19 protein-coding genes are annotated in these 20,005 nt (G+C 70.2%); 9 read left to right on the top strand and 10 right to left on the bottom strand.

Annotated features, from left to right (window positions below):
* Positions 1–53: 53 nt before the first annotated feature.
* Positions 54–1,556 carry an alpha/beta hydrolase gene (locus ACFWN2_RS25415; RefSeq protein ID WP_382431326.1) on the top strand — a complete coding sequence of 501 codons (1,503 nt, stop codon included), beginning with the start codon at positions 54–56 and terminating at the stop codon, positions 1,554–1,556.
* A 4-nt stretch (positions 1,557–1,560) separates the two neighbouring features.
* Here the strand turns inward: ACFWN2_RS25415 and ACFWN2_RS25410 are convergent, their stop codons facing one another.
* From ACFWN2_RS25410 to ACFWN2_RS25380, 7 genes are all read right to left on the bottom strand, one after another.
* Positions 1,561–2,223 (bottom strand): hypothetical protein, encoded by a 663-nt coding sequence (locus ACFWN2_RS25410; protein ID WP_382431324.1) that lies wholly within the window; start codon positions 2,221–2,223, stop codon positions 1,561–1,563.
* 297 nt (positions 2,224–2,520) lie between these two features.
* Entirely contained in the window at positions 2,521–3,216 is a 696-nt protein-coding gene (locus ACFWN2_RS25405; protein WP_382431322.1) for a DUF6319 family protein, read from the bottom strand.
* 130 nt (positions 3,217–3,346) lie between these two features.
* Positions 3,347–3,565, bottom strand: a complete 219-nt coding sequence (locus ACFWN2_RS25400; protein ID WP_253327825.1) for a hypothetical protein — start codon at positions 3,563–3,565, stop codon at positions 3,347–3,349.
* A 77-nt stretch (positions 3,566–3,642) separates the two neighbouring features.
* Positions 3,643–4,458 carry a phosphotransferase family protein gene (locus ACFWN2_RS25395; protein ID WP_382431319.1) on the bottom strand — a complete coding sequence of 272 codons (816 nt, stop codon included), beginning with the start codon at positions 4,456–4,458 and terminating at the stop codon, positions 3,643–3,645.
* Positions 4,459–4,468: 10 nt separating this feature from the next.
* Positions 4,469–6,892, bottom strand: coding sequence for an NACHT domain-containing protein (locus ACFWN2_RS25390; RefSeq protein WP_382431317.1), 2,424 nt, complete (start codon positions 6,890–6,892; stop codon positions 4,469–4,471).
* A 31-nt stretch (positions 6,893–6,923) separates the two neighbouring features.
* Positions 6,924–7,925 carry a non-homologous end-joining DNA ligase gene (gene ligD, locus ACFWN2_RS25385; protein ID WP_382431315.1) on the bottom strand — a complete coding sequence of 334 codons (1,002 nt, stop codon included), beginning with the start codon at positions 7,923–7,925 and terminating at the stop codon, positions 6,924–6,926.
* A gap of 9 nt (positions 7,926–7,934) precedes the next feature.
* Complete coding sequence (locus ACFWN2_RS25380) at positions 7,935–8,534, bottom strand: TetR/AcrR family transcriptional regulator (RefSeq protein ID WP_382431313.1); 600 nt, start codon at positions 8,532–8,534, stop codon at positions 7,935–7,937.
* Positions 8,535–8,574: 40 nt separating this feature from the next.
* Here ACFWN2_RS25380 and ACFWN2_RS25375 point away from each other — a divergent pair, with 40 nt between their 5' ends.
* Genes ACFWN2_RS25375 through ACFWN2_RS25360 form a run of 4 tightly spaced genes read left to right on the top strand, consistent with a single transcriptional unit; the run spans position 8,575 to position 12,202 of the window.
* Positions 8,575–9,720: an acyl-CoA dehydrogenase family protein gene (locus ACFWN2_RS25375; RefSeq protein WP_382431311.1), complete on the top strand. Its 1,146-nt coding sequence runs from the start codon at positions 8,575–8,577 to the stop codon at positions 9,718–9,720.
* Between the two features lie 10 nt (positions 9,721–9,730).
* Entirely contained in the window at positions 9,731–10,900 is a 1,170-nt protein-coding gene (locus ACFWN2_RS25370; RefSeq protein ID WP_382431309.1) for an acyl-CoA dehydrogenase family protein, read from the top strand.
* A complete protein-coding gene (locus ACFWN2_RS25365; protein ID WP_382431307.1) occupies positions 10,900–11,622 on the top strand; it encodes a MaoC/PaaZ C-terminal domain-containing protein in 723 nt (240 codons plus the stop codon). Before ACFWN2_RS25370 ends, ACFWN2_RS25365 begins: the two co-directional genes overlap by 1 nt.
* A 19-nt stretch (positions 11,623–11,641) precedes the next feature.
* Positions 11,642–12,202, top strand: a complete 561-nt coding sequence (locus tag ACFWN2_RS25360) for a LuxR C-terminal-related transcriptional regulator (RefSeq protein ID WP_382431305.1) — start codon at positions 11,642–11,644, stop codon at positions 12,200–12,202.
* Here the strand turns inward: ACFWN2_RS25360 and ACFWN2_RS25355 are convergent.
* Positions 12,199–14,124 carry a LuxR C-terminal-related transcriptional regulator gene (locus ACFWN2_RS25355; RefSeq protein ID WP_382431303.1) on the bottom strand — a complete coding sequence of 642 codons (1,926 nt, stop codon included), beginning with the start codon at positions 14,122–14,124 and terminating at the stop codon, positions 12,199–12,201. The two genes, ACFWN2_RS25360 and ACFWN2_RS25355, sit on opposite strands and share 4 nt — an antisense overlap.
* 221 nt (positions 14,125–14,345) lie before the next feature.
* Here ACFWN2_RS25355 and ACFWN2_RS25350 point away from each other — a divergent pair, with 221 nt between their 5' ends.
* A complete protein-coding gene (locus ACFWN2_RS25350; protein ID WP_382431301.1) occupies positions 14,346–14,729 on the top strand; it encodes an SsgA family sporulation/cell division regulator in 384 nt (127 codons plus the stop codon).
* Here ACFWN2_RS25350 and ACFWN2_RS25345 read toward each other — a convergent pair.
* A complete protein-coding gene (locus ACFWN2_RS25345; protein WP_382431299.1) occupies positions 14,660–16,981 on the bottom strand; it encodes a helix-turn-helix domain-containing protein in 2,322 nt (773 codons plus the stop codon). The genes ACFWN2_RS25350 and ACFWN2_RS25345 overlap by 70 nt on opposite strands.
* A 10-nt stretch (positions 16,982–16,991) precedes the next feature.
* Positions 16,992–17,645: a GntR family transcriptional regulator gene (locus tag ACFWN2_RS25340; protein WP_382431297.1), complete on the bottom strand. Its 654-nt coding sequence runs from the start codon at positions 17,643–17,645 to the stop codon at positions 16,992–16,994.
* A gap of 102 nt (positions 17,646–17,747) precedes the next feature.
* On the opposite strand from ACFWN2_RS25340, the gene ACFWN2_RS25335 reads away from it, so the two are divergent.
* The 3 genes from ACFWN2_RS25335 (at position 17,748) to msrB (ending at position 19,904) form a co-directional block, all read left to right on the top strand.
* Positions 17,748–18,701 carry an asparaginase gene (locus ACFWN2_RS25335; RefSeq protein ID WP_382431295.1) on the top strand — a complete coding sequence of 318 codons (954 nt, stop codon included), beginning with the start codon at positions 17,748–17,750 and terminating at the stop codon, positions 18,699–18,701.
* 332 nt (positions 18,702–19,033) lie between these two features.
* Positions 19,034–19,324, top strand: coding sequence for a hypothetical protein (locus ACFWN2_RS25330; RefSeq protein WP_382431293.1), 291 nt, complete (start codon positions 19,034–19,036; stop codon positions 19,322–19,324).
* Between the two features lie 157 nt (positions 19,325–19,481).
* Complete coding sequence (gene msrB / locus ACFWN2_RS25325; protein WP_382431291.1) at positions 19,482–19,904, top strand: peptide-methionine (R)-S-oxide reductase MsrB; 423 nt, start codon at positions 19,482–19,484, stop codon at positions 19,902–19,904.
* The last annotated feature ends 101 nt before the right edge of the window (positions 19,905–20,005 follow it).

The raw sequence follows: 20,005 nt of genomic DNA, 5'->3' as shown, positions 1-20,005 counted from the left end.
TGTGGATGAGAGTGAGGAAATCTGTGCGTCGCGCTGCCTTGGCCCTACTGGCAGTGAGCGTGCTGACGGCGTGCAGCGCGGGTCCCTCGAACCGGCCGGTGATCGCGGTCAAGGGCGAGGAGAACCAGCCCGTCGACCAGAGCGCGCTCGCCGGGCCTCAGCCCGTGCCGCCGCTCGGCGAGTACAAGACGGACTCGCTGCAGTGGTCGCAGTGCAACGAGCAGATGAAGGACCGCTTCGGCCCGGATGCTCCCCAGGGCGACCAGAAGTACGAATGCGCGCGCATGACCGCCGTGCTCGACCCGCCGGGACGTCCCGGCCGCGGTCAGCTCGGCATCGCGCTGACGCGGATCGGCACGGGCAAGAGCGCGCTGGTCGTGGTCAACGACCCCGGCGGTGAGCCCGGCACGCTGAAGGCCGCGCGGCTGGCTGCGGCGTTGCCGAAGGACGTCCTCAGCACGTACACGATCATCGGCATGGACCGGCGTGGCACGGGCCGTTCGGACGGCATGTCGTGCGTGCCGCCGGCAACGCGCGCGTTGCTCATGGAGTACGACCCCGCCGAGACCGAGCAGTCGAACCTCGTGGTGGCCGCCGGTGAGGCGTCGCAGGAGTGCGTGCTCGACCTGGAGGGCAGGCTGACCGCGTTCGACTCGTGGCGCGCGGCCGCCGACCTCGAACGGCTCCGCGAGTTCCTCGGCTCCGAGCGACTCAACGCCATCGGCCTCGGCGAGGGTTCGCGCGTCATCACCACCTACGCGCAGCGCTACCCGAACCGCATCGGCCGCACCGTCCTCGACGGCGCCCCGGACCCGTCGCTCGACCAGGTCGGCGTCCTGGAGTCCCGCGCCGTCGCGGCCGAGGCGACGTTCGACGCGTTCGCCCGCGACTGCAAGACCCGCGGCTGCGCCCTGGCCAACCCGCGTGAGGACGTCGCCGCGCTCCTGACCCAGCTGCGCTCCGGACGCGTGCGCGGCGACTACATCGACATGACCCCCGGCTCCGCGCTGAACGCGATCGTCGCGGGCCTGGCCGACCGCGCGAAGTGGCCCGCGCTGGCCGACGCGCTGGTGAAGGCACGCGCCGGCGACAGCACGGGCCTGTTCGCCCTGCTCGACCCGCTGGTCAACGACCTGGACGAGAACCCGCCGCGCTTCGACGCGGGCCTGATCATCGGCTGCAACGACACCTCCACCCGCATCCCGCCGGACCGGGTGAAGGCCCTCACCGCCGACTGGCAGTCGAAGCACGCGATGTTCGGCGCGCTGTTCGCCCGCCAGCTGCTGCACTGCAACCCGTTCGTGCCGCCGAAGGCCGAGAAGGTCGAGCCGCTGAAGAGCGCGCCGCCGATCGTGGTCCTGAGCACGGCCAACGACGTCTCCACCCCCGCGCCGGGCACCGAGCACGCGGCGCAGCGGCTGCCGGGGTCGTCGTTGATCGGCTGGCAGGGCAGCGGGCACGGCGCCCTGGGCCTGTCGGGATGCGCGACGACGGCGGTCCGCGACTACCTGGTCGACGCGAAGGTGCCGTCGAACGGCACCGTCTGCCCGCCCTGACCGGTCAGCCGACCGGGTGACCGGTCGCGGCGACCTCGTCGGCGACGGCGGCGAGGGTCGTGGCCGGGTTGAGCGCGGTCACGACCTCCTCGGTCAGCGGACGCCCGGCGTAGACGTGCCGCACGGCGTCCAGGTCGACCGGCATCTCGTAGTAGTCCTGCGCCCACTTCCGGAACGCCTCGGGCGTGCGGTCGGTCAGCAGGCCGAACAGCCAGTCGGCCCCGTCCTGGCCGGTCTCGGGAAACGTGATGTCGCCGTGGTGCCAGGCGGTGTCACCGTGCTCGCGCCACAGGCAGACCGTGACGTACGGCGTGCCGGACTCGTCCGAGAACGCCGGTTCCTCCACGCACTCGCGGAACACGCCGGGCACCGAGTCGAGGACACCCGGCCACGGCTGCTCGTCGTCGGTCGCGTAAGGACTCATCGGCGACTCGTGGTCGAACCCGCGCACGTACGCCCCCGCGGCCGTGAACACGATCGAGTACTCGTTGCCCGAGCCGTCCCGCATCGACGCCAGCTCCTGTCCGGGAGCCCACGCGAGGTCGTGGAGGTGGTAGCGGTCCTCGCTCTCAGGGTCGAGCACCACGTCCAGCGCGCCGAGCACACGACACAGCGCGCGGAGTTCCTTGATGGCGGGCAGGCGCTGGGCGACGTCGTACGCGGTCACCCCGCCATCCAAGCAGTCCCGCCCCGGACATGGCGCGGGGAGCCTTTCGCGTGACCACGACGCGTTGAAGGCTCCCCGCCCAAATCCTCGTGTCAGCAGCTGGAACAGCAGCCGCAGCCGGGACCCGTGCACCCGGAACAGCACCCACACGTACCCATCAGGGCCTCCCCGTCCTCCAAGCCGGACCTGCCGCGGGACATCCGCGCACCTCACGGTCCGCCCCGGCACCAGCCCTGGGAACCCCTCTCACCCGAACGCGTCCGCACAACCACCGGGGCGTCGCAGCGCGTGATACCGCTACGCGCCCAGGTCCTCCAGGGCCTTCTGGGCTGCCTCCAGTTCAGCGCGCAACTGCTCCACCCGAGCGAGCTGCTGGGCACGCGCCGCGTTCAGGACGCCCTCGACGATCTCGGCGACCTCGGGCGTGAGCAGCTTCGCGGCCTGGGCCACGGCGGCGGGCGGCACCGGTGTCGGCTTGACCGCCCTGCGGGTGCCCTGGAGCACCTCCACGGACCACTCGCCCTCGCCTGTCGTCACCAGCGTGACGGTGACCTCGGGGACGGTGGCGCTCTTCGCCGCGGGCTTGCGGGCGGGCTTCACCGGCGCCTGCTCGACAGGAGCCGGAGCGGGTGCGGGTTTCGGCTTGGGGGCCGCGGGCTTCACCGGCGCCTCCGGAACGTAGGGATGAATGACCTCAGTCTCGCGCGGCGGCTCCACCGGCGCCGGAGGCGGGGTGGCCGGCTTCTTGCGGGGCGGGGGCTTCTCCAGCGTCAGCTCGGCCAGGCCGAACGACATCTCGTCCTTCGAGCCCGTGGGCCGGACCTGGATGAAGTCGCCCTCGGGAGGATCCGTGACGGCCAGCAGCTTCGCCGACCTGCCCTCCTCCATGCCGACCGCGGCCGCCGTGAACCACACCATCGGCTGAGTGCCCTCGTCCAACTGCGCGCGCAGATCGGCGACGTCCTCCACCGACAGCCCGCTCTTCTTCGCCATCGCGCTGCCTCCCCAATCGAACACCTGTGCCCCAGCATGCCCTACACCCCCGACAATTCTGAGCACAGGGTCAAGCTCAAGATCATCATCAGGGGAAAGAGTCGCGAGAGCGCTCCCACGACTGGGAGGGTCAGGCTTCTTCGGCCTTCTCGACCTCTTCGGCGCGCAGCCGGTACTCGCACCCGTACTCGACGGCGTACGACAGGTCGTAGACGTGCACGATCTTGGGCCCGCCGTGCAGGTGCACGTACGTGACGGTCTGCTTCGGGTCGTCCGGCGTGGACGGCAGCGAGTCGACCCTGCCGTCGAGGGGACCGCCGACGTACCGCACGACATAAGGCTGGGACATCACGACCTCCTCTCGCGTTTCGTCCAGTCTACGAGAACGGCGAGTAGATCCGTTCCCGATACAGCCGGTTGGCTCACTCACGCACCGAACCACCGCGCGGCGAGTTCACCGAACGAGTCACCGCCCGGCATCTCACGCATGTACCAGGGCATGTTCGAGTACACGTGCAGCAACGCGTACGCCATCACGCGCTCCGGCCGCGGCACCCGCCCGTACGCGTCCACCAAAGCCTTCCAGCAGCGCGGATCGCCTTTCGTCACGAACACACCGACGCTGGCGAAGTCGTACTCGAACGCCCCGCGCATCGCCGGCTCGAAGTCGAACAGCCCGGACAGCCTCCCGTTCCGCGACAGAAGATGCGCGCTCATCACCTCGGTGTGCAACAGAACCGGAGGTTCGTCACCGAACTCGACACCGTCGAGGAACTCGGAGATCCGTTCCAACCACAACCTGTTAAGACCGTGTTTCCGTTGCTGTTCAACGCATGTGGCCCGCTGCTCCCCCACGAACGCCGCCCAGTCCCGCGGCCCCAGCACCTCCGGCGGCGCGATCGCGTGCAGCGCCTTCAGCATGTCACCGACCTGCGCGCTGACCTCGACGTCCGGTACGCGGGGTTCGTCACCGCGCAGCCGCGACATCAGCACGTACGCCCAGTCGTCGAGCAACCCGGTGTCGTGCAACCGAGGCGTGGGCACGGGCAGCCTGCCGTGCACCGCCTCCATCACCGCGACCTCGACCGCCACCTCGTCGTGGTACCGCGGCGGGAACAGCTTGAGCACCAGCTCGTCCCCGATGGCGAAGACGGGCAGCGACCCGTCCTCGAACCGCACCACGTCGCCGTGCAGACCCAGCCTGTCGCGGTACGCCTCGGCGTCCTGCGGCCCCGGATCCATGCCGTGATCATCACCGATCGGGATCGACGAACGCCACCTCTCCGCGCCCCCACCTCTCGACCATGACGCGGAACGGCTCCAGCTCGACGCGCACCGGGCAGAGCTCCAGCAGTTGCCGGGCGAGTTCGGGACTCGGACCGGCGATCGCGGCCTCGACGATCGCGACGAACATCAGCGGCCCCGGCGTGCGCGACGCGGCCGCTGCGGCCCGGTTCGGTCGCCGGAGCTCCTCGCTGATCGCGGGCAGCACGGAGGCGGGAATCGGCAGCACCAGGTGCCAGCTCGTCTGCAGGTGCCGGAACAGGTCGTTCGCCATCCAGCTGTCCCCGTACGACTTGGCGGCGGGTCCGGGCACGTAGCCGTCGACGCCAGGCAGACGGGTGTAGACCGCGGCCTGGATCCCGTGTGCCCGCACGAACTCGGTTGCCGACATGAGGCCGTGCCGCGCCTCCCCCAGCCGCACCTCGTGTGCGAGCGACGGCACGCGGACGACCAGGGCGGCACCGAGCCGGAGATCACTGCCGGGCTCGGCACGGGCCAGCACGGCCCGTCCGACGCTGGCGGTGCGCGTCCGCTTCACTCGCCGCACCGCCTTGAGCGCGGCGAGCAGGCGTTCGTCACCCGTGCGCCCCAGCATCCAGAAAGCGTGCTCCAGCAACGACTCCACCGTCGCCCTGCGCAGGTTGTTGTGCTCCAGGAACGCCACGCAGAACGTGGTGACCTTGGGGTCGCGCTTCGCCTTCTGCAGAAGCAGTCCGATGCACATGTCACCACCATCGGCGCGATAGCTGTCGTACAGCTGCAACGCGATCTGCGGAACCACCATGCTCTTGCCCGACGTGATCATCGGCAGCAGGCGTTCGACGATGTCCTCGGCGGTCTCCTCGGCACGCAACACGTAGCAGGCCGTGTAGTACTCCATGAACGTGCGGTGCGTGAAGCCGAACCGCCGCTCACCGTCCAAAGAGGTGTCGACCTGGGTGAGCACCCACGCGCGTTCGGCGCAGTAGTCCAGGAACTCGCGCGCCTGCTGGTGGTACGACTGCCTGCCCTCCTCCTCACGCTCGCGCAGGTGGGCGACCACGAGGCGTTCCAGCGTCTTCTCGCCCTCGTCCCCCTGTCCGTTGAGAGCGAAGAAGAAGTGCTGTGCCAACTCCTGCACGAGGAACTTCGCGAGTTTCACCGACCGGATCACCGACGGCACCTGGCTCACGGCGTCCCACCGCACGAGCATCAGCTCGGAACACTCGCGGTAGACGTCGGCCGTGTTCTCGGGGATGTAGCCGTCGTTCTGGTAGAGCATGCACAGCAGGGAGAGCATCAGCGGGTTCGACCGGAGATCGGCCAGGTGCTCGCTGTCGCGCAGGAACGCCTTCGCCCGCATCGGCGCGTACACCAGGCCGAACCAGGTGCGCACGTAACGCGCGACCTGATCGGGTTCGAAGTCCGGCAGCCAGTGCACGGGAAACGTCGTGGCGTCGAGCTTCGCGACCGGGTAGCTCTCCTGACGACACGTCACCACGATGCGCGCCAGCGGAAAGCGCGCCGCGAACGCCTCGATCGCCGCCACCGCCGCGCGGCGGGCCTGGATGTCACCGACCTCGTCCAGCCCGTCGAAGACCACCAGGGCCTCCCCTGCGTCCAGCAGGTCCGCCACGTGCCGGGGATCCTCGACCCGCTGGGTCAGGGTGCGCAGTTCCTCGGCGATGATCGTCACGAAGTCGCCGGCAGGCCTCTGATGTTGCTTGAGCTGCACCAGCAACGGCACCAAGGCCGCGCGGTGCAACAACCGCCGGATGAACGTGCTCTTGCCCGCACCGGGATTCCCCACCACCACGAACCGCCGGTCGGCCACCTCGTCCTCGTCGACGAGGGAGTCGCCGCACAGCAGCTTGCGCGGAACGTAGATCTGGTCGACCGGAAAGCGGAAGTCGGCCTTCGAGTGCGGCATGACCAACCGGCCGTGGACGCGGCCCGTCGCGGCACGGATCACCTCGCCCGCGGCACGCGCCGCGGCCCACCTGCCGACGTCGGCGGCGAGGCCGAGCCGTTCCGCGATCGGCCGGTCGGGCCCCGTCACGTTGATCCGGATCCGGTCGCGGCTGTCGACAGCGCGGAACGGCACGTCCTGCTCGACGACGGACCACAACGACGCCGCGAAGTCGGCGGACCTCGCGCTCTCGTTGCGCACGGCCCGCTGGAACTCGCGGCGGAACGCCTCGGCGAGCTCTCCCCGGTCCACCGACTGGTAGAACTTGCCCTCTTCGGTGTAGTCGAGCTGACACAGCAGTTCCAGCAGCGAAGCGCAGTCTGGCCCGCGCAGGTACGCCTCGACGCGGCCGCGCAGCAGACCGGACATCGGCGCGGACGAGGCGTTCACCCAGCGCACGGCGGTCTCGGCCAGGTAGCCGACGACGGTCGCGATCGCTGTCACGCAGACAGGATCGGCACCAAACGGTCTCCTGTTACTCCTGCTTGCGGGCCCGGGACGGCTGCACGCGCATCGGCTCGCCGGGCATCTTCGGGTAGTCCGGCGGGTACGGCATCTCACCGCGCGGATCGGCCGCGTACCACTCCAGCAGCGTCTCGATGCCGAACGCCTCGGAGTCCAGCCCGGCGTGCAGGTCGCCGCGCTCCTTCAGGTACTGCGGCACGGTCAGCACGTCGAAGTCGTCCGGGTCCACAGTGGACAGATCGTCCCACAGGACCGGGGTGGAGACGGTCGCGCGAGGGGTGCCGCGCACCGACCACGCCGAGGCGATCGTGCGGTCGCGGGCGGCCTGGTTGAAGTCGATGAAGACGCGCTCACCGCGTTCTTCCTTCCACCACGCCGAGGTGGCCAGCGAGGGAGCGCGCTTCTCGACCTCACGGGCCAGGGCGATCACGGCGTGCCGGACGTCGATGAAGTCCCACTCGGGGCGGATGCGCACGGCGACGTGGATGCCGCGGCCGCCGGAGGTCTTGGGGTAGCCGGTCAGGCCGGCGTCGGCCAGCACCTCGCGCAGCACCAGCGCCACGCGGGCGGCGTCGGAGAAGTCCGTGCCGGGCTGGGGGTCCAGGTCGATGCGCAGCTCGTCCGGGTGGTCGACGTCGGTACGGCGGACAGGCCACGGGTGGAAGTCGAACGTGCCGAGGTTCGCGGCCCACACGATGACGGCCTCCGAGGTCGGGCAGATCTCGTCGGCCGGGCGGCCGGAGGGGAAGCGGACCTGCACCGTCTCCACGTACTCGGGGGCGCCCTTGGGCACGCGCTTCTGGTAGAACGCCTCGCCCTCGACGCCGTCGACGTAGCGCTTCAACACCACCGGGCGGTCGCGCAGCACCGACAGCAGCGCGGGCGCGACGGTGCGGTAGTACTCGACCACCTGTCCCTTGGTGATGCCGCGCGCGGGGAAGTACGACTTGTCCGGGTTGGACACCCGGACGAGCTGGTCACCGACCTCTAGCTCGATCGCCTTGGAAGCCACGCCAGCACACTAAAGGCCCCGGACGAACGCCGCGAGCGCCAGTTCGAAGCTGTCGCGGTCGAGCTCGCGGGCCACGCCCGGCAGCAGGTGGGCGCGGTCGAGGTGCGGGTAGCGGTCGACGTAGTCCGCGGGGTCGGACGAGAACCCGCTGGAGAACGAGCTCAGCGCGGAGCCGAACACGATGTACATCAGGCCCGCGGCGATCATCGTGGCCTCGCGGCGCGACCAGCCGGCGTCGACCAGGGCGCCGTGCAGCAGGTCGAGGCGGTGCAGCGACTCGTCACGACCGGCAGGGCCGTACGCGAGGAACGGCACGATGTTCGGGTGCGATGAGAGCGCCGCACGGTACGAGCGCGCGCATCGGATCAGGCCCTCGCGCCAGTCGACCGAGAACCCCGAGACGTCGACCGCGGACAGGATCGACGACGCGATGTCGTTGAGCAGCTGGTCCTTGGTGCGGACGTGCCCGTAGAGCGACGCGGCCTGCACGCCCAGCTCGGCGGCGAGCTTGCGCATGGACAGGCCGTCGAGGCCGTCGCGGTCGATGATGGCCAGAGCCACCGACCTGATGCGATCGGGGCTCAGCAGAGGGGTGCTCGGCCGGGGCATGTGAGTTAACCTAACACTGTTCGGTTAGTCGGGAGGGTTCGTGGATCTAACGCTTTCGGACGAACACCGGCAGCTCAGGGAGCTGGCCCGGCGGTTCACCGACGATCGCATCGTGCCGCACGCCACGCGCTGGGACCGCGACGAGGCGATCGACAGGGACCTCGTCCCCGCCCTGGGCGAGGTCGGGTTCCTCGGGCTCGGGATCGACGAGGAGTACGGAGGGAGTGGCGGCGACAACCTCGCCTACTGCCTCGTCCTCGAAGAGGTCGCGCGCGGGGACAGCGCTGTGCGGGGCATCATCTCGGTCTCCCTCGGCCTGGTCGCGAAGTCGATCGCCAAGCACGGCACGGAAGAGCAGAAGCGGCGCTGGCTGCCCGGCCTGACCTCGGGCACGCTGGTCGGCTGCTTCGCGCTCACCGAACCCGGCACCGGCAGCGACGCGGGCAACCTCGTCAGCAAGGCCACCAAGACCGACAACGGCTACCGCATCAGCGGTCGCAAGGTCTTCATCACCAACGGCACGTGGGCCGACGTCGCGCTCGTGTTCGCCCGCACCGGCGGACCGGGTCCGAAGGGCATCAGCGCGTTCCTCGTCCCCACGGACACCGACGGCTTCACCGCCACCGAGATCAAGGGCAAGCTCGGCATGCGCGGGCAGGCCACCGCCGAGATCACCCTCGACGACGTCGAGGTGCCGGACGACGCCCTGCTCAGCACCGAGGGCTTCAAGCTCGCGATGGGCGCGCTCGACAAGGGCCGCATGTCCGTCGCGGCGGGCTGTGTCGGCGCCGCGCGAGGCGCCCTCGAAGCCGCGCTGAAGTACGCCGGGGAACGCGAGCAGTTCGGCAGGCCCATCGCGGGCTTCCAGCTCGTCCAGGAACTGCTCGCCGACATGGCCGTGGAGACCGACGCCGCCCGCCTGCTGACGTGGCGCGTCGCGGACCTCGCCGACCGCGGGGAACCGTTCGGCACGGAGGCCAGCATGGCGAAGCTCTTCGCCAGCGAGGCCGCGGTCAAGGTCGCCAACAGCGCCATCCAGGTCTTCGGCGGCTACGGCTACATCGACGAGTACCCCGTGGGCAAGTACCTGCGGGACGCCAGGGTCACCACCCTCTACGAGGGCACCAGCCAGATCCAGAAACTGCTCATCGGTCGCGCGCTCACGGGCGTCAACGCGTTCATCTGAGAGGAAAGCAATGGACTTCACGCTCGACGAGGAGCAGAAGGAGATCCGCGACTGGGTGCGGACCTTCGTGCGCAAGGAGATCATCCCGCTGGAGCCCGAGGTGCTGCGCCGCGAACGCGCGGGCCAGCCGGGTCTCACCCGCGAGGAGCTGAAGGCGCTGCAGGACAAGGCGAAGCAGGCCGGGTTCTTCGGCGTGCTGACGCCGCAGGAGTACGGCGGCATGGGCCTCGGCGCGGTGATGACGGCGCTCCTGGAGGCCGAGCTGGGCCGCAGCTTCGTGCCGTTCCGCTTCGGCGGCTACGCGGACAACATCCTGTTCCACGGCAACGAGGAGCAGAAGCAGCGCTACCTGCTGCCGACGATCTCCGGTGAACGCGTCTCGTGCTTCGCGATCACCGAGCCCGGCGCCGGCAGTGACGCCAAGGCCATCCGCACCACCGCCGTCCGCGACGGCGACGAGTGGGTGATCAACGGCGAGAAGACGTTCATCACGCAGGGCAACGAGGCCGACTTCGTGATGGTGTTCGCGGTGACGGACAAGGAGAAGGGCGCCGACGGCGGCGTCACGTGCTTCCTCGTCGACCGCGACATGGGCTGGAAGTCCGAGCCCATCCCGACCATGGGCCAGTGGGGTCCGGCGGCGCTCGTGTTCGACAACGTCCGCGTGCCGCACGAGAACATCCTCGGTGAGGAGGGCAAGGGCTTCAACCTGGCCATGCAGTGGATCGGCCAGGGCCGCTACCTGCTGCCCGCCCGCGCGCTCGGGTCGGTGGAACGCCTGGTCGAGATGGCGATCGAGCAGGCCAAGAACCGCGTCACGTTCGGCCAGCCCATCGCCGAGTACCAGGCCATCCAGTGGATGATCGCCGACTCGGCCGTCGAGATCGAGGCGCTGCGCTGGCTCGTGCTGCACGCCGCGTGGCTCGTCGACCAGAAGAAGGACTCGCGGCAGGCGCAGTCGATCGCGAAGCTCTACGGCGGCATCAAGGCCAACGAGATCGTCGACCGCGTGCTGCAGATCCACGGCGGCATGGGCTACACCCGCGAGCTGCCGATCGAGCGCTGGTACCGCGAGCTGCGGCTGCTGCGCATCTACGAGGGCACCGACGAGATCCAGCGCCGCACGATCGCCCGCAACCTGTTGAAGGGCCACGCGAGCATCCGGGGCACACTGGGCTAGTGCTCGACCACACGATCCTCGGCGTCGTCGAACGACAGGTGCGCACCTGGTCGGCAGGCGACGCCGAGGTGTACGCGGCGGCGACCGGCGGCTACTCCGCCGCGTTCGCCATCCCGTTGCTGCAGCACGGCGGCCCGCAGCTCGGGCTGACCGGCGCCGACATGACGCAGGTGCTGCACGCCGAGCAGTCGTTGTGGCTGCACGGCAGGCTGCCCGCGCACGGGTCGTCCATCGTCACCAAGACGGTCGAGCACATCCACGACAAGGACTCCGGCGCTCTCGTGGTCAGCAGGTGGGAGTCGGACCACGCGACCACCCGCTCGTCGTGCTTCATCAAGGGCGAGGGCGGGTTCGGCGGCGAACGCGGTGCGACGCGCCGGTTCACCGTCCCCGAGGAGCTCCACGAGATCAGCTTCTTCCAGACCACGCGCGACCAGGCGTTGCGGTACCGCGAGACCGGCGACGTGAACCCGATGCACCACGACCGGGATTTCGCGCGACGAGCCGGGTTCGCCCGTCCCATCCTGCACGGCCTGTGCACGCTCGGGATCACCGTGAGCGGCCTGGACTTCACCGAGCTGCACGCCCGGTTCACCGCGCCCGTGACCCCCGGCGACGAGCTGCGGATCGAGCGCTGGCCGACCGGCGAGTTCCGCACCTTCGCGAACGGTGAACAGGTGCTGATCGGATGGGTTCGGTTTTCCGAAGTGGACGGCCGCTGAGAATCCGCACGATCGTGTCATGAGTGCTGCCCTGGCGACCGCGGACTCCGGGATCGAACCGGTGCGCGTGGCGGTGGAGTCCCGAGACCTGATCAGCGCGGCCGGTGTGACGCACCTGTTGAAGAGCTCGCCGCGCGTGCGGGTGGTGCAGGACCGCACGGACGCGCACGTGTTGCTGGCGCTGGTGAACGAGCTGTGCGCGCAACAGGCCGCACGGCTGCGCGCCTGCGGCTCGTCCAGGATCGTGGTGATCGCCGCCCGCGTGCACGACCTCACCCCGTCGATCGCGGCCCAGGCGGGCCTCGCGGTCCCGTTGCGGCGGGCCGACGTCAACGCCGAACGCCTGACCAGACTGCTCGTCGGCGGCCAGGCCGTGCAGGAACGCGCGCCGGTGCTCAACGACCGCGACCTGCAGCTGCTGCGGCTGCTGGCCGACGGGGCGACGATCGCGGAGGTCGCCGCGCGGCTGTTCTGCTCGGAACGGACCGTGAAGTACGCGCTGCACCAGTTGCTGGAACGGTTCGGGCTGCGCAACCGGGTGCACGCGGTGGCGTGGGCGCTGCGGTCCGGTCTGCTCTAGGCGGTGCCGAAGACGGACGAGAGCTGCACTCGCCTGCTGATGCCGACCTTGCGGTAGACGCGGGTGAGGTGCAGTTCGACCGCTCGTGGCGTGACGTTGAACCTCTCGGCGATGGCGCGGTTCGTCTCGCCTTCCAGCGCCAGCGAGACGATTCGCGACTCGTGCGGTGTCAGCCCGTCCCACGCCGCCGACCGCATCGGGCGTGGCCGGTGGACCAGTGCCGCCCTCGCCTGGTCCGCAAGCTCGGTGGCTCCCGCCCGTTCAGCGTCGGCCAGTGCGGCACGAGGAGCGCCGAGGGCGAGATGCATGCGGGCGCGTTGCGTCAACAACGTCGTGCACGTCCACACCGGCGGCAACGATCCCGTGTAACCGAGCCGTACCAACATCTCCCGCGCCTCACCGGGCCGTCCAACATCCACACAGGACGCCACGAACGCCGCCGCGCCCAACGCCACGCAGCCGCGCAACGGTGACGCTTGGGCGAGTTCGCGCATCAGCCGGGACACCGCGGTGTGGTCGTCGCGCAGCGCCCACATCTCCAGCGCTGTCAGCCAGTCCCGCTCCGCGCCGGCGAGACGCGGGCGGAGTTGTGGCGCAAGATCCAGCACGACCTTCTCGGAACCCCGTTGCAGGAGCCCGAATCCGGCCAGCGCCAGCGAGACGACTCGCGGTCCGCTCTCCGGAAGGTCACGCAGCACCCGTTCGGGATCGTCGGGAAGGACTGGAGTGCTCGCGAAGCCGAGCAGGTCCTCGTCGCACTGCCAGTCGAGGACGACGGCGTCGAACCACTCCCCCAAAGCGCCGCGTTGCCGGGCGAGCTCGCCTGCTCGGGGCGCGATCCCGCACCGCAGGTGGAGATCCGCCATCGCCACCGCCACCCGCTCCGCCTCACCGGCCGGCGGTTCGCGCAGGGCGGCGCGCAGATGCCTGATCGCCTGCTCGGGCCGTCCGCCCGCCCGGTGCACGCGTGCCGCGTCGCGCAGCACCGGAACCGCCCAGGACCCGACGGGTTCCGCGCACGCCACCACATGTTCGGCGGCGGACGGATCACATCGCCGGTGCAAGACCCCGGCGGCCGCGCGGTGCAGGCGTTCGCGGTCTTCGGGTGCCATCTCGTGCCGGATCGCGTGGCTCAGTGCCGGCGAACGCACGCGCATCGGGCCGGCGACGGCGAGACGTGCGTCGACGAGCCGTTCGAACGCGGCCAGCGTCCGGAACGATCCCGTTCCCGCGACCTCGCACAGCACGTCCGGCGACGCGGTCCCGAGCACGGCCAGCGCGCGGGCGACGGCCACCGCCTCGGCGTCCAGCACCTCCCAGCTCCGCCGCACGGCCCGCAGCAGGCGCGGCAGCCGCAGCCCGGGCAGCACGTCGCGCAGCGAGTCCAGGTCCGGCACCACGTCCAGCACGTCGCTCAGCACGCCGGGCGCGCCGCCGCTGAACTCCAGACACAGCGCGGCCACGTCAGAAGGCGCCTCCGCGTCGAACCGCCGCCGGATCATCTCCGCCACGGCCTCGGCGCCGATCGGCCGCAACGGCACCCGCACGGCGTCGACGAAGGGCAGGACGTCCGGATCGCAGTCCCCCGCGAGCAGCACCGCGCCCCGGAATCGCGCCAGCCGTTCGGCCTCGTCGCCGGAAAGCCGTTCGACGTCGTCCACCACGAGCACCGCGTGACGGTCGACGCCGGTCAACGCCCGCAATCCGCGCACCGGCCGCGACCCGCTGCGCACCGCGATCGAAGAAGCAACGGACAGCAATGCGCTTTTGCCCATACCAGTCGCGCCATGCACAACGCAGGACCGGGCGCCACCGCTCAACGCGTCCGTCAGCACGGCCATCTCCCGCTCACGGCCCAGGAGCAGCCCACCCGCGTGGCGCACGGCGCTGCCGACGAGGCCGGGGCGAAGTGGGGTGACCATGCCGACCAGCAAATCGCGGGTGGCCGCACGGGACCATGCAGAAGCACCGGCAGAAGTTCCGCAGGTCTGCCCCTTCGCACAGCATCGGCCGCCGAAGCACCCGCGCGAACGCGAAAAGATTTCGACCAATCAATTGGTAATGACAACAACAGACTCTGAACCAATTAGACGTCCATTACGTGATGTCTTAGGTAGGCATCACAAACCTCAGGGGAGTTCCGATGCGGGTCGCGTCACGCACCGTCTTCGACTTCGTCCGGCCCGACGGCTCCACCGCCCCGGTCGAGACCGAGCTGATCTACCAGGCAGAAGACCCGTTCGCGGTGACGATGCGGTTCCGCTCGGGAGGCAAGGTCGCCACGTGGGTCATGGGCAGGGACCTGCTCGCCGAGGGCCTCGGCATGAAGGCGGGCGACGGCGACGTGCGGTTGCGGCCGTTGTCGAGCCGCGTGCTGCTGCTGGAGCTGGTCTCGGACCGGCACATGACGGTGTTCCGGCTGCCCTGGGACACGCTGCGCAACTTCCTCGACGCCGCCTACCGGCTCGTGCCGCCCGGTTCGGAGCGGTTCGACGCCGACGCGTTCCTGAGCACCGTGCTGCGCTGACCACCCGCCAACCGCTTCCGCACCTCGGCGGCGATCTCGCGGGTCGCGTCGGTGTCCCACCGGTCGCACGCCGCGAGCGCGTCTCGCAGATGACGGTGCTCCGTGCTCTGGTCGCCCCGTGACTCGGCGCTGTCCGCGAGCGCCCGCAGGATCTCGATCTCCCCGGCGCCGTCACCGATCGCGCGGAACCCCGTGAGCGCCCGGCCCAGGTCCTCGTCGGAGTCGGCGAGCCGGCCCGCCGCGCGGTGCGCGAGGGCGCGGTGCCACGACGTCGTCGCGAGCCATGAAGCCATCTGTGCGCGCTTGTAGACGTCCTCGGCCTCCGTTAGTGCCGCCACAGCTTCGTCCGGCCTGTCGACGTCTATCAGCGCGAGGCCGAGCCATCCGAGCGTGCGCCCCAGTGCGGAGAGTTCGTAGATGGTGCCGGCGTAGGCGCGTTGTTCCTTCGCTACTTCTTCGTGAGCGGTCACGGCGGCGATCGGGCGGTCCATCAAGCGCCACAGCACGCCGAGGACGGACCGCGCGTAGTGCTCGTCCATGGGTTCGTGCATCGAGTCGATCGCCTTGAGGCACACGCGTTCGGCCTCGTCGAAGTGACCGAGTCCGCTGTGCGCGGCGGACGCGATCAGCCACACCCAGCCGAGGTGCCCGGTCTCCCCTGACTCCTCCGCGACCCGTGCGGCGCGGGTCAGCACCTCCAGCGCCGGTCCTGGCCGGTGCGCCACGTCGAACAGCACCCAGCCGAGCTGGCCGAGCACGACGACCTCCTGCCACGGCTCGCGGGCGGAGGCGAGGGCGAGGCGGTAGACGCGTTCCCAGACCAGGCCGGGTTCGATGGCGGCGTAGTGCGAGAGTGCGATCGCCGCGCGGGCCACCTCGTCGTGCAGGTCCTTGGCCTGTGCCCGTTCGACGATCTCGGGCAGCAGGTCGCGGTGCGCGTCCAGCCAGCGCCGTCCCGTCGCCACGTCGGGGAAGGGCGTCCGCCGCGGACTCACCCTCCGCGCGTCGCCCGTCTGCCCGAAGAGGACGCCCGCGGCCACCGTCGTCTCCAGCAGCCAGGCGAGCATCCGGCGGTCCGCGCCGGCGTCGGTGGCGTCGATCAGGCCGTTCGCGAACGTGCGGACGAGGCCGTGCATCGCGTAGCCGCGGTCGTCGGGGTCGAGGAGGCTGACGTCGGCGAGCTCGTCCAACGCCTGCTCGGCCTCGGCGGTGGTGAGGCCGGCCAGTTCGGCGGCGAGGTCCGGCGTGACGTGGGTGCCGACCAGCAGGCCGAGCCGCCGGAACAGCAGCCGCGCGAGGTCCGGCAGGTGGGCCAGCGACACCTCGAACGCTCCGCGCACGTCGAGGTCGCCCGCGGTGAGCGCGGCCAGGCGGCGTTCCTCGATCTGCTCCACGAGGTGGCTCAGGGGCCAACGCGGACGGCTGGCGAGCCGGTTGCCCGCGATCCGGAGGGCGAGCGGCGACGTCCCGCACAGCCGGACGAGCCGTCGTGCGTTCGCGGGATCGGCGTCCACCCGGTCCGTTCCGACGATCGACGCGAGCAGCTCGACGGCGCACGGTTCGGTGAGACCGCCGAGCCGGAGCCAGGTGGCGCCCGGGACGCCGGCGAGCCTGTGGCGGGACGTGACGATCGTGAGGCAGCCAGGATCCGCCCTGAGCGTGCGGATCTCGTCCTCCGTGCGCGCGCCGTCGAGTACGAGCAGCAAGCGCTTGCCGGCTGTCAACGACCGGTAGAGCCGTGTCTGGCCGTTGACGTCCTCGGGCACGTGCTCGGCGGGTACGCCCAGGTCCTTGAGCAACCGCTGCAGTGGCTGCGCGGCGCCTTCGAGGTCTATGAACAGCTGACCGTCCGGGAAGCGACCCTCCAGCAGATGGGCGGCCCTCACGGCGAGACTCGTCTTACCGGAGCCCGCGGCCCCATGAACGACCACGAGCCCGTGGGGCTTGCGGGCGAGGACGTCGAGTTCGGCGTCACGGCCGACGAGGTCTGCCACGTACAGCGGAAGCGACCAGACCGGGCTCGCCGGTGCGACCCGTCCGGTGCGGGCGAGGCGGCGCAGCTCGGCGCGGTCGCGTTCGTCGAGCCCGAGCGCGTCGAGCAGGGCCTCGGTCGTGCGGCGCTGCGGGGAACGGGCCCGGCCGCGTTCCATGTCGCTGATGGCGCGGACGCTGACGCCGGACCGTTCGCTGAGCTCCTCCTGGCTGAGCCCGGCGCTCTTGCGGTGCCGCAGGAGCCGGACGCCGAAGGTCATGTCACGGAAGTTAGTGGTTCAAACTCGTGAGCATCTGCGCACACACCCGTGAGAGGTGCCGGCGCATCACCGTCGACGCCTTCGCCGCGTCGCCGTGCGCAATCGCCTTGACGAGCTCGTCGTGGTCGTCCAGCGACGCCTGCTGGTGCGGCGGGTCGTCGTCCAACGCGCTGCGCAGGAGCACCACGCGTTGCTGCACGAGCCGCACCTGCTCGGCGATGTACGGGCTGCGGGCGGCGTCGAGCAGCGTCCGGTGGAACGCGAGGTCGAGACGGTACGGGAACGGCTGCCCGGTCCGGTAGTCGCGCCGGCTCTCCGCGCACACGTCCTGCAACCGCACCAGGTCGACGTCGGTCCGCCGCGACGCCGCCAGCTCCGCGGCCGCGCACTCCAGCGCGGTGCGCAGCTCGAACAGCGCCTTGACGTCCTCAGGACTGGCGTCCGGCACGAACGCGCCCCGGTGCGGCACCAGCGTCAGCAACCCCTCGGAGGCCAGGTGCCGGATCGCCTCGCGCAGCGGACCGCGGCTGATGCCGAGCTTCTGCGCCACCTCGACCTCGTTGACCCGCGAGCCGGGAGGGATCTCCCCGGTGAGCACCTGCTCGCGCAGCACGTCCACGGCCTGTCCGGCCAGGCTCAGGTGCAGTGGGGTCGGGGGTGTCACCTTCGTCTCCTGATCTGGACGGCACCGGCCGTCCTCCCGCTAAACTAGCGAACATGTCAACTGTCGACAGTTGGCAGTTTTACTCGGGACTGGGAGGGCGACATGGGACACGAAGTGCTGGCAGAGGTCTGGCGGGGCGACTTCCTGGAGTCCGTGCACCACGGCACCGTCGTGGCCACCGATCCGTCCGGCTCCCCCGTGCTCTCGGTCGGCCGCCCCGGCGACGTCGCGTTCCCGAGGTCGTCGAACAAGCCCCTGCAGGCCCTCGCGATGCTGCGCAGCGGCCTGGACCTCGACGGCGAACTGCTCGCCCTGGCCTGCGCCTCCCACTCGGGTGAGGACTTCCACGTCAGCGGCGCCCTGCGGATCCTGGCCTCGGCTGGCCTGACCGAGGACGCCCTGCAGTGCACCCCCGACCTGCCGCTCGGCGAGGCGGCGCGCGCCCAGCACCTCGCCGCAGGCCTGACCGCCGCGCCGAAGTACATGAACTGCTCCGGCAAGCACGCCGCCATGCTCGCCACCTGCGTGACCAACGGCTGGTCCACGTCCGACTACCTGGACCCGACTCACCCGTTGCAGGTCGCGACCCGAGAGACGATCGAGGACGTGGCCGGCGAGCCCGTCGCCCAGGTCGGCGTGGACGGCTGCGGCGCCCCCATCTTCGCCATCAGCCTCACGGGCCTCGCCCGCGCGTTCGGCCGCCTGGCCAGCGCCCCCGGGGGAACGCTGGAACACCGCGTCGCCGCCGCCATGAACGCCCACCCCCAGTGGGTCGGCGGCACCGGCCGCGACGTCACCGCGCTCATGGACGCCCTGCCCGGCGTCATCGCCAAGGACGGCGCCGAGGGCGTCTACGCCGTCGGCCTGCCCACCGGTGAGGGCGTGGCCCTGAAGATCGCCGACGGCTCGTCTCGCGCCCGCGCGGTCGTCGTCATCGCGGTGCTCAAGCGCCTCGGGGTGGACGTCAGCGACGTCGAGGGCCTCGCCACGGTGCCGGTCCTCGGACACGGCCGCGCGGTCGGCGCCGTCAAGCCGTCGCTGGCGCTCGCGAGCTGAGTCCGGCACGGGGTTGATCGGTCAACGTCGAGTCGACGTCAAGTCGATGTGGGGGTTGATCCGTCGACCTTGACTTGACGCGGGGTTGATCCGACCGAGGTGGGCTTGACGCGGGGTTGATCGGTCGACGTTGAGTTGACGCGAGGTTGATCGGCCGCTGACAAGGGTTGATCCGGGGTTGACGCGTCCACCTGCACCTGGACGCGTCAACATGTCCGTCCAGTCAACATTGCCAATCAACCTGTCGACCACCGCGTCAACGTTGACCGTCACACCCGACGTGAACGTCCGGCACACGGGAACCTCCTCCCCCTCCCACTAGGCTGGGGGTTATGGGCGATTCGAAGGACGAGAGCGAGAAGTTCCAGGAGGAGCTGATCGGCCTCGACCCCCACGACCCCGAGACGAAGGCGTTCGCCGACCACCTGGACCGGATGCAGCGGCAGGGCCCCGGCTACACCGTCGAGGGGTACCTGCGGGGTGTGCAGGACTTCGCCGACTCGGCGAACCGCACGACGGGCCACCAACGGCTCGTCGCCGTCATCGTCGTGGGCCTCATCCTGCTGGGAGTGCTGCTCACGATCTGGTTCGCCCTGGGCGACATCATCGCGATCATCTTCTGAGCCAGATCGCGCGAGCCAGATCTCCCAGGCCGGACCGCCCAGGCCCGGCCAGACCTTCCGGACCAAACGAGAACGACTCCTTAACGACGTCTTACAGCCTCAAGCGGGCAACCCCTGCCCGGGAAGCTCAACGACCCTCGCGGAGTTATAAAGAGTCATGGAACCTGTTGTCGGCGCCACCCCGAAAGTCGTGCGATCCGAAGAGGAATGGCGCGCCCAGCTCAACCCCGCCGAGTACGCGGTGCTGCGGCAGGCAGGCACCGAGCGTCCGTGGACCGGCGAGTACACCGAGACCAAGACGGAAGGCCTCTACGAGTGCCGTGCGTGCGGAGCCGAACTGTTCCGCAGCGACACCAAGTTCGACTCGCACTGCGGCTGGCCGTCGTTCTTCTCCCCGCTGGCCGGTGAGTCGGTCATCCTGCGCGAGGACCGCGCGCTCGGCATGAAGCGCGTGGAGGTGCTCTGCGCCGCGTGCCACAGCCACCTCGGGCACGTCTTCGAGGGCGAGGGGTACCCCACTCCGACGGACCAGCGGTACTGCATCAACTCCGTCTCCTTGAAACTCGTTCCGTCCGAATAGGAGACTGGGCTCAGTGCGGCCACCCCCTGGCCGGACACACCCTGGGAGGCATCATGATCTTCTTCGGTACCGACGGTGAAGGCTCCAGCGGAGTCGACGGC

Origin of the sequence: Lentzea sp. NPDC058436 (assembly GCF_042721515.1) — a bacterium.
Classification (GTDB): Bacteria; Actinomycetota; Actinomycetes; order Mycobacteriales; family Pseudonocardiaceae; genus Lentzea.
The sequence above is the reverse complement of the archived record's forward strand: the minus strand, read 5'-3'. Positions and strand labels throughout refer to the sequence as shown.